The sequence below is a fragment of the Rhizobium sp. 9140 genome (genome assembly GCF_900067135.1).
GTDB lineage: Bacteria > Pseudomonadota > Alphaproteobacteria > Rhizobiales > Rhizobiaceae > Ferranicluibacter.
This window is the reverse complement of sequence record NZ_FJUR01000001.1, coordinates 1,512,438-1,527,894: the sequence shown is the minus strand read 5'-3', so window position 1 is coordinate 1,527,894 and position 15,457 is coordinate 1,512,438. Positions and strand designations below refer to the sequence as shown.

Sequence of the window (15,457 nt, the reverse complement as noted above, 5' to 3'; positions counted from 1 at the left end):
CTCGTCAGAGCCAGCCTTTCCAGCGGAAGATATAGAACGGGACGATGGCCGAGACCACCATGGCGATGAGCGCCATCGGATAGCCGTAGGTCCAGTGAAGCTCCGGCATGATCTCGAAATTCATGCCGTAGAGCGAGGCGACCAGCGTCGGCGGCAGGAATACCACCGAGGCGATGGAGAAGATCTTGATGATCGCGTTCTGCTCGACGCTGATGAGGCCGAGCGAGGCATCGAGAAGAAAGGTGATGTTGCCGAAGATGAAGGAGGCGTGCTCCGTCAGCGACTGCACGTCGCGGGTGACGGTGCGGCAAAGCTCCTTGGCCTCGCGCGTCTCCTGCAAGGCGGGCACGGTATAGAGGAAGGTCAGCACGCGGGAGAGCGAGGCGAGACTGTCGCGGGTCTTGGCCACCAGCCGGTGATGCGAGGCGACATCGAGCAGCCGGGCTTCCAGATAATGCGGCGGACGACGCTTGTTCTGGGTGCGATCGCCGAACACCTGCTGGGACAGACTGTCGAGGCTGGCGACGGCGTGCTCCAGGATCTCCGCCGTGCGGTCGGAAATGGTCTCGAACAGGCGGGCGAGCATCATCGCGCCGTTGGAGCAGCCGCCGACGATGCGCGGCAGGCCGGCGCGGAAGAGGTCGAAGGCCTTCGGCTCGTCGTAGCGCACGGTGATCAGCTTGCCGCGCGCGAGCACGAAGGCGACGTCGGTGATATCGGGATGGCCGCTATCGGCGCGGCAGACGAGCGAGGCCGTCATGAACACGGCGTCCGGCGTTGTGTACATGCGGCTCGACGGCTCGATGTCCTTGAGGTCGTCGCGGGTGGGAATCTCGATCTGGAGAAAGCGCTCGATCAGGTGATCCTCGGCGCGATCCGGACGCAGCATGTCGATCCAGACGACATCCTCGGGCATGGCGGCCGCCGGAGAGGCGGCGTCGATGACCATCGCCTCGCCCCGGGCGTCATAGACAGTGATCATGGTGTGAACCTCGTGCCGCGGGCCGTGGTGACGCAAGGTCAAAGGAGCTTCGCGGATATATCCCTGGGAGTGAACGGCGAAAGGAACGGCTGAACTGTAAACCCTGACGAGCGGACCTGCGATGGCCGGGCACGAGACCCCGGAATTGCGGCTGAAGCCTGCGCCTCGAGGACGGGCCGACCGCAACGGGGTCGCGACCGACCGGCGTGCGGACAGGCATATGACGCAAGGCCCTTCCAAAATCAACCGTCATCCGGTCCCCGCGCCATCCTTTAGCCACAGGACTTAACAGCCGCGGCGGCGCGAATGTCAATCGGCATCGGAGCGAGACCTATGGCCGGCCTATGCCCAGACGCTGCCGGAGCGCGGCTCTACTCGAAGACGATCGACGGCATCTCGCGCGAGGTGTCCGCCTTGGCGGCCGACACCTGCTCCCAGACTTTGGTGGCGATCTCGCGGTAGACGGCGGCGACGGGGCCATCCGGCTCCAGGACCACCAGCGGCGTTCCCGCGTCCGACGTTTCGCGGATGGCAATGGTCAGCGGCACCTCGCCGAGGAAGGGCACGCCGATGCGCTCGGCCTCGTTCCGGGCGCCGCCATGGCCGAAGATATCGTAGCGGGCGCCGGTATCGGGCGCGATGAAATAGCTCATATTTTCGACGATGCCGAGCACCGGCACCTCGACCTTGCGGAACATGGCCAGACCCTTGCGCGCGTCGATCAGGGCGAGGTCCTGCGGCGTCGAGACGATGACGGCGCCGGCGAGCGGCACCTGCTGTGCCATCGTCAGTTGCGCGTCACCCGTGCCGGGCGGCATATCGACCACGAGAACGTCGAGTTCGCCCCAGGCGACCTCTCGCAGCATTTGCAACAGCGCCGACTGGATCATCGGGCCGCGCCAGATCATCGCGACCTCCTCATCCACCAGAAAGCCCATCGACATGACCTTGAGGCCGTAATTTTCCATCGGCCTGATCATCTTGCCGCCGATCTGCTCCGGCCGGCCGGAAATCTTCAGGAGCCGCGGCATGGAAGGGCCATAGATATCCGCATCGAGGATGCCGACCTTCAGTCCGTTTGCATGGAGCGCGAGCGCGAGGTTCGCCGACGTGGTGGACTTGCCGACGCCACCCTTGCCCGAGGCGACCGCGATGATGGCGCCGACGCCGGGAATGCCGGCCTTGACGGGGCCGCGCGGTGCGGGATGGGCGTGTGCGGCGGCCGCTGGGCCGGGTGCTCGCGAGGGTGTTCGGCCGGCCGGACCACCGGGAACGGGCGGAGCGGCTGGACGCGAGGCGGGTGTCCCGGCCTTGCGGTCGGCGGTCAGGGCAACCATCGCGCCCTTGACGCCGGGGATATCCTTGACGACGCGTTCGGCCGCGGCGCGTAAGGGGTCGAGTTCGCGGGCGCGCTCGGCCGGCACGGTAATCGAGAAATAGACCTTGGCATCCGAGATGAAGACATCGGAGACGAGGCCGAGATCGACGATATTGCCTTCCAGCTCCGGGCCGCGCACAGCCCTCAGGGCCTCAAACACCCTATCCTTGCTTACCTCGGCGTGATCAGCGGCCATACTCATTTTCCCTACGCGACGACACGCGAGCCGCGCATCTCCTGGCAGGTAGATAATCGAGCCGGGCCACTTCGCCAATGGAACGATGGGAAAAGATGTCTGCCCCCAGACCTCAAGCGCGTCGCGATCTCTTTCAGATTCGCTCCCAGCGCTTCAGGTCCTTTGTTTTTACGCATGTCGGTATCATAAAATCGCAGCACACTTTTGCGCGACATGCTTTCGGCGCTCGACAATGACAAAGGCCGCCTTTCGCCTCCGTGTCCGTTCATCCGGGATCACGTGAGCAAAAGACGGCCTTGTTCGCGACCTTCTGGGGCGCAGTTTTTATAGAGTGGTCCCCTCTGGACCTTGCGTAGAGAGATGCAGGAAGCGTGCCAGTTGTAGAATCCCTGTATCTCCGGATCCTTCGGCCAACAGTTGTTGGCACTTGCTCATTTCGCGAGCAGAATTTCACGCGCTGCATCTTATTCAGACGCTTGCAGTCGAGACATCAGCTGATCAGGCCGAGCCGCATGGCTTTGACGACAGCCTGAACGCGATTGGTGGCGTCGAGCTTCTTGGCCACATGGTTAAGGTAGTGATTGACCGTGTGCTCGGAGAGGCCAAGGATATCGGCGATTTCCGAACTCGTCTTACCGGCAGCCGTCCAGTTCAAACACTGGATCTCGCGATCCGATAAATCGACCCTCTCATCTTCCTGGTCCATGCCGCCGATGCCGACCAGACGATTATAGACGTGCAGGCAGATCATGTGCAGATCGGTCATGACCTCGATGGAGAGATCGGCATGGCGGCTGAGAAAGATGAACACAGCCCGCCCACCGGCGGCATCGTGAACGGGGAAAAAATAGGCTTCGCAGAAATCTATCTCCTGCAAGAGCGTCTCCCGCTCGGGCGAGAACAGGCCGCCTGCGCTTTTCCGACACTCGTTCGCGGTCATCCGGAACGGCGTGGTCGTCGTGCGCAGCATGACGAAGGCCTCGTTCTCGTGCACCGAGCCGCTGTCGTCATAGCGCCGGGTGATCTCGTCGGGCACGTTGGAGAGAATGGCAATCTCGGAATATTTCGTCTGATCGACCGTCGGCAGCGTACAGAGGAGAAAGAACGGGAAACCGCGCGCAGCCGTGATGCGAGTCATATGGGCAAGGACGTCGTCTCGACTTTTCAGCCGCTCAAGCGCGGCAAGATCGTTTTCGGATGCATCGCCCGCCCATCCGTCTTTCGGCATGGCGGCATTCGGCGCAACGGGCTTCGTGTCAGGCATGGAGCGTCTCCATCCACCTGCCGCCTCTGCCGCGCGCGCGTGCCGGCATGGGCTCCGCCACCTGCACCCTCGTCCCATCCTCCAACGGCACTCGGTTCACGCGATCAGCCCAGCCCGAAGGGCTTTTGCGATCGTCTGGACGCGGTTGACCGAATCCAGCTTTCGGGTCGCACGGTTGAGATAGTGGTTGACGGTATATTCCGACAGGTTGAGCAGGCGTGCCATTTCGACGGTGGTCTTGCCGCCTGCGGCCAGACGCAGGCATTCGATCTCGCGGCGGGACAGGGAGCCGGGCGCACGCCGGGAGGCCGACCAGATCTCGCTCAGGCGATTGAAGGCATGCCCCGCCACGAAGGTCACCACGTTCAGCTCCTGTCGGCTCAGTTCCGGCCGGTCGCCGCCGAACGCGATGGCGCTGCGACGACCATCGGCATCGTGAACAGGCACGAACACCATGCGCCCGAAGCCCGAACGCGCAAACAGGCCCTTGGCAATCTTGACCGTCCTGACGAAGGCCAGCGGCGAGGTATTGTCGATCGTGAAGGGCACGGTGCTCAGCCGCAACCGCTCGAAAACCGGACTGGTCTTCAACAGGCCCAGCGCGTCATAGTCATTGACGATATCCATCGGCCAGTTCGTCATCATCACCAGCTTGCGAAGCGACGAGACGGAACGGGATGGCAAGGACAGGACGGCGTATCCCTGGAACGCGTAGAGCTCACAAATGCTCTCGAACAAGCTGCGGACATCGCCTTCCTGATCCAGGTGGCCGATCGTCCAGCTGTTGCCGGAAACGACAATCTCGGGCGAGACGCTCCTCGAACCCATGAATATTCCTTTGAGTGATTATGATTGCGACAGTGCACTTCAACATTGTGGCATGCACCAAGTTCCACCATCTGAAACGATTCCGGTGGGCTTTTTTGCCAGATCCGCTGCCGTTCCACTATAAATAAAGTCCGTGTGACGTCTAGCACCCCCTTAGCAATTGGTCTGATAATGACACACGACCGGCGTTCGAACGTCCTCCTCACCGGTCGGGCGCAGACACCGGACAGAGACCGACACCCGCATCGTGAGAGATGGAATTCGCCACGTCTCTGACAAGTCCCGACCATGCCTCCAATTGACGGATCGTCACGCGATATGCCGGTCCCGTCACCGAAATGCCTCCGACAATTCCGTGGCTCTCGCAAGCCTTGTCTCCGGAGGAGACCGGCGCGGCGACACAGTGGATCTCGACTTCATGTTCCTCCGCATCGATCGCATATCCTCGTCCGCGGATCCGTTCGAGGTCGGCCATCAGCGCGCCTCGCGACCGGTGCGTATTGGCCGTGAAGGGGTGATAGGAGATGCGCGCGAGGCTCGCATCCAGCCGCGCAGGTGGCAGAACCGAAAGTGCGGCCTTACCCAACCCCGTGCAATAGGCCGGTGAAACCCGGCCGATCTGGCTCTCCATCCGCACCGTCTGGCGACTTTCCACCTTGTCCAGATAGATGATGTCGGTCGTCCGAAGGACACCCAGATGAACCGTTTCGCCCGTTTCCGCGTGAAGACGATCGAGATGTGGCCGGGCGATTCGCCGGAGATCGTTGCGCGACCATGCCCGGTGCGCAAACGACAACAGCCTCAGGCCCGGCTCGTAGGCGAGGTCCGCACGCTGAAACAGCAGGCCTTCCTCGACCAGATGCGACAGATGCCGATGCAGCGTCCCGCGTGGCTGGCGCGAGAGCGCGTGGATGTCGGTGAAGCGAAGCGGCCTGTCGGCATTGACCACAAGTTCGAGCACAGCCATCGCCTTGCCCAGCGTTCCCGTATCCAGAGCGGACGACGGCTCCACGCGGTCGCCCGCATGGTCTGCCGTCCTGCCGTCGCTGGTCGATGTCCTCACTCTGCCGTCTTTCGCCCGCAAGATCCAACGGGGGTTTTGTCGCCTGTCTCGTGCCCTGCTGCGTCGCCGGCGGCCCGGTGCCCCGCACCTTTCCGCCTTGACACCCGACGGGAATTTGGCCGATATTCCACATACTAAACGATTGTTCCGAATATTGGAACACAAATATGGAATGTATGCCTTGAGGGAGGGCGTCGACAGCATGCCCGGCCCTTCTGCAACGTTTCCGGATCTCGCAGATCGTGGCGTACTCATCACAGGCGGAGCCTCCGGCATCGGTGCGGCATTGGTCGAAGGTTTCGTGCGCCAGGGTGCGCGGGTCGCGTATATCGACATCAACGCAGATATGGCGGCGGAAGTTTCAGCCCACCTCAAAGAAGCCGGACCCCATGCGCCGCTCTTCATCGAGGCGGACCTGCGGGACATCGCCGGTATACCCGCGCTCGTCGATCGCGCTGCGGATGCGGTGGGCGGCCTGAAGGTGCTCGTCAACAACGCGGCCCGCGACGACCGGCAGGTTTTCGGCGCGATCAACGAGGCCGACTGGGATGAAAACCTCGGCATCAATCTGAAGCCGATCTTCTTCATGAGCCAGGCGGCAGCGCCTTACCTCACCGCCGGCGCTGGTGGCGCCATCGTCAATTTCTCCTCGATCGCCTATCTCCTGAACATGGGGGACGTTCCGGCTTATGCGACCGCGAAGGCCGGGATCGTCGGGCTGACGAAATCGCTCGCCGGTGCGCTCGGTCCCTCCGGCGTGCGGGTCAACGCGGTGCTGCCGGGCATGGTGGTGACCGAGCGGCAGAAGGCGCTGTGGCTGACCGAAGACAGCATCGAGGCGATGCGCCGGCGGCAGTGCCTCCCCGAAACGCTTTATGCCGACGACCTTGTCGGCCCCTGCCTCTTCCTCGCCTCCGACTGTTCGGCGCGGATGACGGCCCAGACGATGATCATCGACGGAGGTGTCCTGTGACGAAAACGGCCAGCTATGCGGCGGCGGATTGGGGAACGTCGAGTTTCCGGATCTGGCTGATCGGCGAAACGGGCGAGGCCCTTGCGGAGCGCCGCAGCGCCGAAGGCATGACGACCGCGGCAAAGACCGGGTTCTCGGCCGTTCTGGAAACGCATCTGGAGGCCATGGGCGCCAGCGCCACGCTGCCGGTCGTGATCTGCGGCATGGCCGGGGCGCGGCAGGGCTGGGTGGAGGCGGGTTATCTCGACACGCCGGCCGCCCTCACCGACATCGTCCGCCACGCCGTCGTCGTTCCCCACGATCAACGCGATATCCGCATTCTCCCGGGTCTCGCCCAGCGCGATGCGACCTCGCCCGATGTGATGCGCGGCGAGGAAACGCAGCTGCTCGGCAGCGTCGGCGCGCTCTCCGGCACGCGGCTCGTCTGCATGCCGGGGACCCACAGCAAATGGGTGCGGGTGGCCGACGGCAGGGTGGAGCGGTTCTCGACCTTCATGAGCGGCGAACTGTTCGACGTGGTGTCGCGACAGTCCATTCTCAGCCATGCGGTGGCGGATGCCGGCCCCTTCGACGGCACGCATCCGGCCTTCGTGGCTGCGGTCGCCGAGGCGATGGAGCATCCCGCCATGGCGACCAACCTCCTGTTCACCGTCCGCTCCGGCCAGTTGCTGCACGGATATGGCGCGACGGAGGCGAAGGCCCGGCTGTCGGGGCTGATGATCGGCCTGGAGATCACGGGCGCGACCACCATGACGGCCGACGCCCAAACGCCGGTCAGCCTCGTCGCCTCCGGTCCGCTGGCCGGGCTCTATACGCAGGCGCTTACCGCTGCCGGGCTTCAGAGCGAGCTCATCGATGCCGACGAGGCCGTTCGCGACGGGTTGGCGGCCGCGGCCAAAGCGCTCTGGCCGGCCTGACCCACAACCCCGCATTTCCGCTTTCACGAAAGACGAAATCATGACACGCGTTCCCTTCCCCACCATGAAATATCCCCTGATCGCCATTCTGCGCGGGCTGAAGCCCGAGGAGACGGAAGCCGCGATCACGGCACTGGTCGAGGCCGAATTCACGGCCATCGAAATTCCGCTGAACTCGCCGGATCCGTTCCGCTCCATCGAGATCGCCGTGAAGACGGCACCGACCAACTGCCTGATCGGCGCCGGCACGGTGCTGACGAAGGATCAGGTCGAGCGGCTGGAGCAGACCGGCGGGCGGCTGTTCGTCAGCCCGAATGTCGATGTGGACGTCATTTCGCATGCCGCATCGAAGGGCATGGTGACAATGCCCGGCGTGTTCACGCCGACCGAAGCGCTGGCGGCGGCCGCCGCCGGGGCCACGGGGCTCAAGTTCTTTCCGGCCAGCGTGCTCGGCGCCTCCGGCATTTCGGCCATCCGCGCCGTTCTGCCGACCGATCTGGAGATCGCGGCCGTCGGCGGCGTGTCCGAGGCCAATTTCGAGGAATATGCCAGGATCGGCATCAAGAGCTTCGGTCTCGGGTCCAGCATCTACAAGGTCGGCATGAGCGCCAGCGAGATCGGTGCGCGGGCGCGCATCACCACCAAGGCCTATGACGCCGTTTATGGAACATCGGGTTCTGGAGCATCCGCATGAGCGCGTCCGCAAAGATCGTCAGCGACAATCCCTCGGAACTCGGCGAAGGCCCGGTCTACGATCCCTCCACCGGCACCGTCTGGTGGTTCAACATCGTCGGGCGGGAGCTGCACGGGCTGCATCTCGAAAGCCAGGCCAAGAGCGTCCAGCCGCTGAACTTCCTCGCCAGCGTCATGGCGCTTGTGGATGCAGAGCGCCAGCTGATCGCCAGCGACCAGGGCCTTTTCCTGCGCGATGCCGAGACGGGCGCGTTCAAGAAATATGGAGACATCGAGGACAAGCCCGGCAACCGCACGAATGACGGGCGCGTGCACGCCTCGGGCGCGCTGTGGATCAGCACGATGGGCCGGAGCGCGGAAAAGAATGCCGGCGCGATCTACCACGTCGCCAAGGGCAAGGTGACGCGCATCGTCAGCGACATCACCATCCCGAACGGCATCTGTTTCTCGCCGGACGGCCGCACCGGCTATTACTCCGACACCGGTCTCAATCGGTTCATGCGCGTGGCGCTCGATCCTGCAACGGGCCTGCCGACCGGCGAACCGGTGCTGATGGTGGAGGAGCCGGAAAGCGAAGGCGGGTTCGACGGCGCGGTGTGCGATGCCGAGGGGCTGATCTGGACCGCTCGCTGGGGCGCCTCCGCCATCGACGTCTATTCGCCCGAGGGCGAGCGCCTTGCGCGGCACATTGTGCCGGTGGCGCAGCCGAGCTGCCCGGCTTTCGTCGGACGCAGCGCCGACCGGCTGCTCTTCACCTCCGCATGGCAGGGACTGGACGAGGCGGGCCGCTCGAAAGACCCGGATGCCGGCAAGACCTTCCTGCTCGATCTCGACGTCAAAGGCCGTTTCGAGCCCGTCTACGTGCTTTGATCACTGCTGCCGATCGCGCGCGCCGGGAGGAAAGCGTCATCGGCGATTTACAGTCGAAACGGTAAAAAGTATGATTATTGGTGAACGGCCGAAGCGCTGCGCCAAAGGGAGGTTTCCATGAGCGACGAGAAGAAACGGGAACTGAGAAGCCGACACTGGTACGGCGGCACCGACAAGGACGGGTTCATTCACCGCTCGTGGATGAAGAATCAGGGCTTTCCGGATCATGCCTTCGACGGGCGCCCGATCATCGGCATCTGTAATACATGGTCGGAGCTCACACCCTGCAACAGCCATCTGCGGATTCTCGCCGAAGGCGTGAAGCGCGGCGTGTGGGAGGCGGGTGGTTTTCCGGTCGAGTTCCCGGTGTCCTCTCTCGGCGAAACGCAGATGCGACCGACGGCGATGCTGTTTCGCAATCTGCTCGCCATGGACGTCGAGGAGGCCATCCGCGCCTATGGCATCGACGGCGTCGTATTGCTCGGCGGCTGCGACAAGACCACGCCCGGCCAGCTGATGGGCGCGGCCTCCGTCGATCTGCCGACCATCGTCGTTTCCTCCGGGCCGATGCTGAACGGCAAGTGGCGCGGCAAGGACATCGGCTCCGGTACGGATGTGTGGAAGTTCTCCGAGGATGTGCGCGCCGGCAAGATGAGCCTGGCAGAGTTCATGGCGGCGGAAAGCGGCATGTCACGCTCGCCCGGCGTCTGCATGACCATGGGCACGGCGACGACCATGGCATCCGTTGTGGAGGCCATGGGCCTGTCGCTGCCGCTGAACGCGGCGCTCCCCGCCGTCGATGCGCGCCGCATGGCGCTCAGCCACATGACCGGCAAGCGGATCGTCGATATGGTGCATGAGGACCTGCGCCTGTCGAAGATCCTGACCAAAAAGAACTTCGAGAACGGCATCGTCGCCAATGCCGCCGTCGGCGGATCGACCAATGCCGTCGTGCACCTGCTCGCCATCGCCGGTCGCGCCGGCGTCGATCTGACGCTTGACGATTTCGACCGGGTCGGCGCGCAGGTTCCCTGCATCGTCAACTGTATGCCCTCCGGCCAGTATCTCATCGAGGATCTGGCCTATGCCGGCGGCCTGCCTGCCGTAATGAACCGCATTCAGGACATGCTGCATGCCGACGCGCCCACCGTCTACGGCTGTCCCATCTCGGACTATTACAAGGACGCCGAAGTCTTCAACGACGACGTCATCCGGCCGCTCGACAACCCGCTCCGCAAGGCCGGCGGCATCCGTATCCTGCGCGGCAACCTCTCGCCCAACGGCGCCGTGATCAAGCCCTCGGCCGCCAGCGAGCATCTGCTGGTGCATGAGGGGCCGGCGCATGTGTTCGAGACGATCGAGGACATGAAGGCGCAGATCGACGATCCCGACCTTGATGTGACCGAAGACACGATCCTCGTGCTGAAGGGCTGCGGCCCCAAGGGCTATCCCGGCATGGCGGAGGTCGGCAATATGCCGATCCCGAGGCGCCTGGTGGAAAAGGGCGTGCGCGACATGGTGCGCATTTCCGATGCCCGCATGTCCGGCACCGCCTTCGGCACCGTGGTGCTGCATGTCAGCCCCGAGGCCAACGCCGGCGGGCCGCTCGCTATCGTGAAGACCGGCGACAGGATCCGTCTCGACACGCTGAAGGGCGAACTGAACCTGATGATATCAGAAGCCGAGTTCGCAGCGCGCATGGCGGCCTGGGTGCCGCCGGAGCCGAAGTGGACGCGCGGCTATTACAAGCTCTATCAGGACACCGTTCTCCAAGCCGACAAGGGCGCTGATCTCGATTTTCTCGTCGGGGGCAGCGGCAGCGAGGTGTTTCGCGAGAGCCACTGACCGGACTCCGCCATTTATTTGGTCGATCTTCACTTACCTTATCGCCCGTCGAAAGTTCCGCTTTCGGCGGGCCATTTTTTTTCGGAACCACTTTCCGGGACAGGCCGTTCTCTCAGCATCACCGGTGCGGCGTGTTTGAACCCCGCGCCACGATCCGAGAAGAAACTGAAAAGGAAGGTTACATCATGACCAACAAGCTCGTTACTTCCGTCGCCGCCGGCGCCCTCTTTGCCGGCATTGCCGCCTTTGCACCGTTTGCCTCCGCACAGGATGCCGTACAGCCGGCACCGGCCGCGCCGATGGCAACCGATCAGGCGCCCGCCGCAACTGCCGCGCCGTCGGGCGATCAGGCCGCCGCCGGCGGTTATATCACCGAGCAAGGTGCCGACCAGATCGCTGCCAGCACCTATCTTGGCCAGTCGGTCTACAATTCTTCGGATGAAAGCATCGGCGAAATCAACGATATGATCTTCTCCAAGGATGGCTCAGTCGAGGCAGCTGTGATCGGCGTCGGCGGGTTCCTGGGCATCGGCGAAAAGAACGTTGCCGTGCCGCTCGACAAGGTTACCGTCGCAGAAGTTCCGAACTCCGACGACCTGAAGCTGACGACCACCGAAACGGCCGATACGCTGAAGGCTGCACCGGAGTTCAAGACGAAGGCCGCACAGGTCGCTGAACAGAACTCGGCGACACCGGTCGACGGCTCGACGACCTCGTCGACGACCCCGATGGCACCTGCTGGCAACAATACGATGGCTCCGGCCGGTGGCGCTGCCCCTGCCGGCCAGCCGGCCACGACGACCCCGTAATCCGCTAAACGCGGCTTACCGAACGGCGGTGCGAAAGCATCGCCGTTTTCGTTCATTCAGACAACTTAAGGGATTAGATGGCAATAGGTCGCTTGGTGTCCGTGTCGCCATAGCGTTCGCGGAGATACCGCAGCGTCGCCGTGGCGTCAGCCGGCTTGCCGTAGAAGTACCCCTGCCCCATGCCGCAGCCGAGCCCCTTGAGTATCAGCGCTTCGGCGAAATCCTCGATGCCCTCCGCAACGACCTGGAGACCCAGGCCATCGCACATGGTGACGATCGCCCGGATGATGTGCTCGGAGGCGCGATCGTTGACGATGCGGCAGACAAATGAGCGGTCGATCTTCACCTTGTCGAAGGTGAAGTCCCGAAGGCGGCCGAGGCTCGACTGTCCGGTCCCAAAATCATCGAGCGAAATCCGCACGCCGGCGTCGCGTAGTTCCTGCACGATCTTCTGCGCCATGTCGGCATCGCGCATCATCGCCGTTTCGGTGATCTCGAGTTCCAGGCGCCGCGGATCGAGGCCGACCCGATGGATGATGGCGAGCACCGTGCTGCTGGTCGCAAGGTCCATGAGCTGGGCCGAGGACAGGTTGAACGAGAGAAACAGTTCCTTCGGCCAGAGCAAGGCCGCCTCGGCCGCCTTGCGCAACAAGGTTTCAGACAGGGCGTCAATGAAGCCGCGCTCTTCGGCGAGCGGTACGAAGACGGCCGGCGAGACATAGCCGAGATCGCTGTCGCACCAGCGCGCCAGTGCTTCGAAACCGACCACCATGTCGGTGTCGAGGCTTACGATCGGCTGGAAATGCACGTCGATCTCATCGGCGATGATGGCGTTGCGCAGCGCCTGCTCCAGCAGCGTCGCGCGCCGCATTTCCTGAGCGATTTCCTGGGAATAGACGGTAATCTGCCCGCGGCCGCGACGCTTCGAGCGATAGAGCGCGGTATCCGCGCTCTTCAGAAGGTCGTCATAGGCCTCGCCGGCAAAGGGATAGACCGCGAAGCCGAAAGAGGCGGAGAGACGCACCGTGCGCTCCGCCAGTTCGAACGGTGCCTGCAGCACCTCCTTCAGCATATGGCCGATCTTCTCGGCGCCCTTGCGCTCGAAAACGAGCGGCAGCACGAAGGCGAACTCGTCATTGCCCATGCGGATGACGGTCGCGCCATCGGGCATGCAGGCTTCCAGCCGGCGGGCGACCTGATAGAGGATCTCGTTGCCCGCCGCGTGGCCGAAGAGATCGTTGAGCGGCTTGAAGCCGTCGAGATTGGCAAGACCGATCGTGAACGGTGCCGGATCGGCAGAGCGCTCCATCGCAATTTCGCGCACTTTTTCCCGCAGCCGGTGGGAATTGCCAAGGTCCGTCAGAGGATCGATGAAGGCCAGGGCATGAAGATCGCGGGCATGAAGATCGCGAGAGTGGCGGTCGAGCGCAGGACCGCCGATGTCGTGCGGATCATGTTCCGGGGAGACATCACGACGGCTCTGAGGCATCGCAGCCTGCCGCTCTCGCTGGCTCGTCTCCGTAAGGCGTGACCGACCTTTCTGGCGCGAAGCTGTTTCGTCCTGATCCATTGCGGAGGTCCTGCATATTTTGGTCGCCACGCTGACTGCGTGGACCATGGGACCACACCGTTAAGAAATTGCAACAGTCTATATCCCTAATTCTCGTATCACTTGCAAGAACACGAAGGAAAGAACGTTCTCTATACCTGAAGGTGCAAGAATCCATCCACTATCGTGCAAGACGTGTCAGCGCTGCTGGCGATGATCGCTGCTGTCCTGAAGGTAGCGGTTTCGCACCCGCTCGATCATGTCGGGGCTAATCGGCTTGACGATATGGTCATCCATGCCGGCAGCGCGCGCGTGTTCCAGGTCGATGTCGAGGGCCTGCGTCGTCACCGCGACGATCGGCGTGCGGGACGACAGGTGCGCTTCTGCCGCCCGGATGGCCCGTGTCGCGTCAAAGCCGTTCATGACCGGCATGGAGACGTCCATGAAGATGAGTCGCGGGTGGAACTGCTGCCAGAAGCGGACGGCTTCCTCGCCATTGGCGGCGATCCGGTAGGATAGGCCGAGACCTTCGAGGATCTGGGAGAAGACGAATTGGTTGATATCATTATCTTCGGCAACGAGGACGTCGATATCGGAGGTCGGGCGCTCTGTGACCGGCAGGACGATATCCCAGTCGGCGGGAGATTGCAGGGTGGCGGCGGGCGCGGCAGGTATCGGCAAGTTCCCTGCCGTTTCCCGTATCGTGAACGACGCAAGAACGTGGTCTGCCAACGCCTCTTCCGCCCAGGATGGATCGAAAACGATGCCTGGCGGACCGGCAGCCGTCTCCAATGTCGCCTTGAGGTCGGCAAGGGCCGGATCGATGAGAACGAGGTCGAGGGAGAGGTTCGCCTCGCGGATAGCGTCGAGAAACGCCGTCATCTCCGGCGCGGAGCTGAGCGCGCAGACTTCATGGCCGCGCTTCGACAGGACCGAGAGCAGACGCGTCTCGACGGTCGCATCCGGCGTCATGACGAGGATGCGACCGGCGACGACAAGCTCGGCGGCTTCGGTTGTCCGTTGCGGAGCCGCCATGCCCTGCGGCGTCGGCGCCTCAGCGGTCTGGGCGAGGACGTGCAGGTCCAGCGCCTGATAGGGGTCGTGGCAGTTCTGTGCCGGCTCGAACGCATCATATCGCGCAACAGCGAGGTTTTTCGCCATTTCCGGCGAGACCACGCCATCGTCATAGCCGACGACGATATCCGTGACGTCGTTCATGCAGGTCACGAGAAGGCCGCGATGCGCATTGCCGACGCGGAATTTGTGTGTCACCACCCAGCAATCGTCGCCGTTTGCCCGCACGATCTGTTCCGGCAGGCTGTGTTCGCGTCCGGTTTCCAGCACCATGCGATCGGACGTCTCGAATTTCTCGGCGAGCTCGGGTTCGATGAGATCCCAGACGGAGCGCCCGAGAATCTGGTCGGGCGTCATGCCATGCAGGTCGCAGAAGGCCTTGTTGACACCGATATACTTGAGGCTTCGATCCTTCACACAGATCGGGTTGGGCAGACTGTCGAGAATGCCTTCCGTCATCTCCATGCGCTCGACGTCGAGCTGAATCTGCTCTTCCTTTTTCTTCTGCTCGGAGACTTCGGTCAGGGCGACGACGCAGAGGCCGCTGGCCAGCCGGCGCTTGCGCACATTGATCCAGCGCTGGCGGGCGATGCGCTCGACCACCTCGTAGCGCTCGCGCCAGTGAAGGGAGACGCGCGCGGAAATCCATTCTTCGCGGTTCACGCGCCGGCGGCTGCGTTCCGTCGCCGTTCCCGAACGCACGCCGAGATCGAACACGGCCCCCAAGAAATCGCGCAGCCGCGTGCCGCGTGCGAGAAAGCGATCCTCGACGGGATAGAACTGTTGAATCGGCTTGCTGGCAAAGATCAATTCGTCGTTGCGGTCGCACACGAAAATCGCCAGGCCCAGCGCATCCGAGACCGCCTCCAGCAGAGAGAGCTGGACAGCTGCGCCAGATGACGCGACATCATTCATTCACGGCCTCACATTTCTGGCGAGCATTGACGGGCCTGGCGAGCATTGTCGGGAACATGCCGACGTCATGACCCTTTACCGGGCATGGCGTTTTCTCCGGG

The 15,457-nt window shown here is 63.3% G+C and carries 13 protein-coding genes; 6 read left to right on the top strand and 7 right to left on the bottom strand.

Annotated features, from left to right (window positions below):
- Positions 1-4: 4 nt before the first annotated feature.
- The 5 genes from GA0004734_RS07090 to GA0004734_RS07070 form a co-directional block, all read right to left on the bottom strand.
- Complete coding sequence (locus GA0004734_RS07090; protein ID WP_092932422.1) at positions 5-982, bottom strand: magnesium transporter CorA family protein; 978 nt, start codon at positions 980-982, stop codon at positions 5-7.
- A gap of 371 nt (positions 983-1,353) precedes the next feature.
- Positions 1,354-2,556, bottom strand: a complete 1,203-nt coding sequence (locus GA0004734_RS07085; RefSeq protein ID WP_092932420.1) for an Mrp/NBP35 family ATP-binding protein — start codon at positions 2,554-2,556, stop codon at positions 1,354-1,356.
- Positions 2,557-3,046: 490 nt separating this feature from the next.
- Entirely contained in the window at positions 3,047-3,820 is a 774-nt protein-coding gene (locus tag GA0004734_RS07080) for a helix-turn-helix transcriptional regulator (RefSeq protein ID WP_245292360.1), read from the bottom strand.
- A 96-nt stretch (positions 3,821-3,916) separates the two neighbouring features.
- The gene (locus GA0004734_RS07075) at positions 3,917-4,648 is read right to left on the bottom strand and encodes a helix-turn-helix transcriptional regulator (RefSeq protein ID WP_092932416.1); all 732 of its coding nucleotides are present in this window, start codon (positions 4,646-4,648) and stop codon (positions 3,917-3,919) included.
- A gap of 202 nt (positions 4,649-4,850) precedes the next feature.
- Positions 4,851-5,615, bottom strand: coding sequence for an IclR family transcriptional regulator (locus GA0004734_RS07070; protein WP_092936016.1), 765 nt, complete (start codon positions 5,613-5,615; stop codon positions 4,851-4,853).
- 298 nt (positions 5,616-5,913) lie between these two features.
- On the opposite strand from GA0004734_RS07070, the gene GA0004734_RS07065 reads away from it, so the two are divergent.
- The 6 genes from GA0004734_RS07065 to GA0004734_RS07040 all read left to right on the top strand — a co-directional run bounded on the left by GA0004734_RS07065 (position 5,914) and on the right by GA0004734_RS07040 (position 11,818).
- Complete coding sequence (locus GA0004734_RS07065) at positions 5,914-6,684, top strand: SDR family NAD(P)-dependent oxidoreductase (RefSeq protein ID WP_092936014.1); 771 nt, start codon at positions 5,914-5,916, stop codon at positions 6,682-6,684.
- Positions 6,681-7,601: a 2-dehydro-3-deoxygalactonokinase gene (locus GA0004734_RS07060; protein WP_092932414.1), complete on the top strand. Its 921-nt coding sequence runs from the start codon at positions 6,681-6,683 to the stop codon at positions 7,599-7,601. Before GA0004734_RS07065 ends, GA0004734_RS07060 begins: the two co-directional genes overlap by 4 nt.
- Before the next feature lie 40 nt (positions 7,602-7,641).
- A complete protein-coding gene (locus GA0004734_RS07055; RefSeq protein ID WP_092932412.1) occupies positions 7,642-8,295 on the top strand; it encodes a 2-dehydro-3-deoxy-6-phosphogalactonate aldolase in 654 nt (217 codons plus the stop codon).
- Positions 8,292-9,164, top strand: a complete 873-nt coding sequence (locus tag GA0004734_RS07050) for an SMP-30/gluconolactonase/LRE family protein (protein ID WP_092932410.1) — start codon at positions 8,292-8,294, stop codon at positions 9,162-9,164. The genes GA0004734_RS07055 and GA0004734_RS07050 overlap by 4 nt, the downstream gene beginning before the upstream one ends.
- A 117-nt stretch (positions 9,165-9,281) precedes the next feature.
- Positions 9,282-11,009 carry an IlvD/Edd family dehydratase gene (locus GA0004734_RS07045; RefSeq protein ID WP_092932408.1) on the top strand — a complete coding sequence of 576 codons (1,728 nt, stop codon included), beginning with the start codon at positions 9,282-9,284 and terminating at the stop codon, positions 11,007-11,009.
- A 185-nt stretch (positions 11,010-11,194) separates the two neighbouring features.
- Positions 11,195-11,818, top strand: a complete 624-nt coding sequence (locus tag GA0004734_RS07040) for a PRC-barrel domain-containing protein (protein ID WP_092932406.1) — start codon at positions 11,195-11,197, stop codon at positions 11,816-11,818.
- Positions 11,819-11,891: 73 nt separating this feature from the next.
- Here the strand turns inward: GA0004734_RS07040 and GA0004734_RS07035 are convergent, their stop codons facing one another.
- Positions 11,892-13,388: a putative bifunctional diguanylate cyclase/phosphodiesterase gene (locus tag GA0004734_RS07035; protein ID WP_245292359.1), complete on the bottom strand. Its 1,497-nt coding sequence runs from the start codon at positions 13,386-13,388 to the stop codon at positions 11,892-11,894.
- A 177-nt stretch (positions 13,389-13,565) separates the two neighbouring features.
- Complete coding sequence (locus GA0004734_RS07030) at positions 13,566-15,356, bottom strand: response regulator (protein WP_092932404.1); 1,791 nt, start codon at positions 15,354-15,356, stop codon at positions 13,566-13,568.
- Positions 15,357-15,457: the final 101 nt, after the last annotated feature.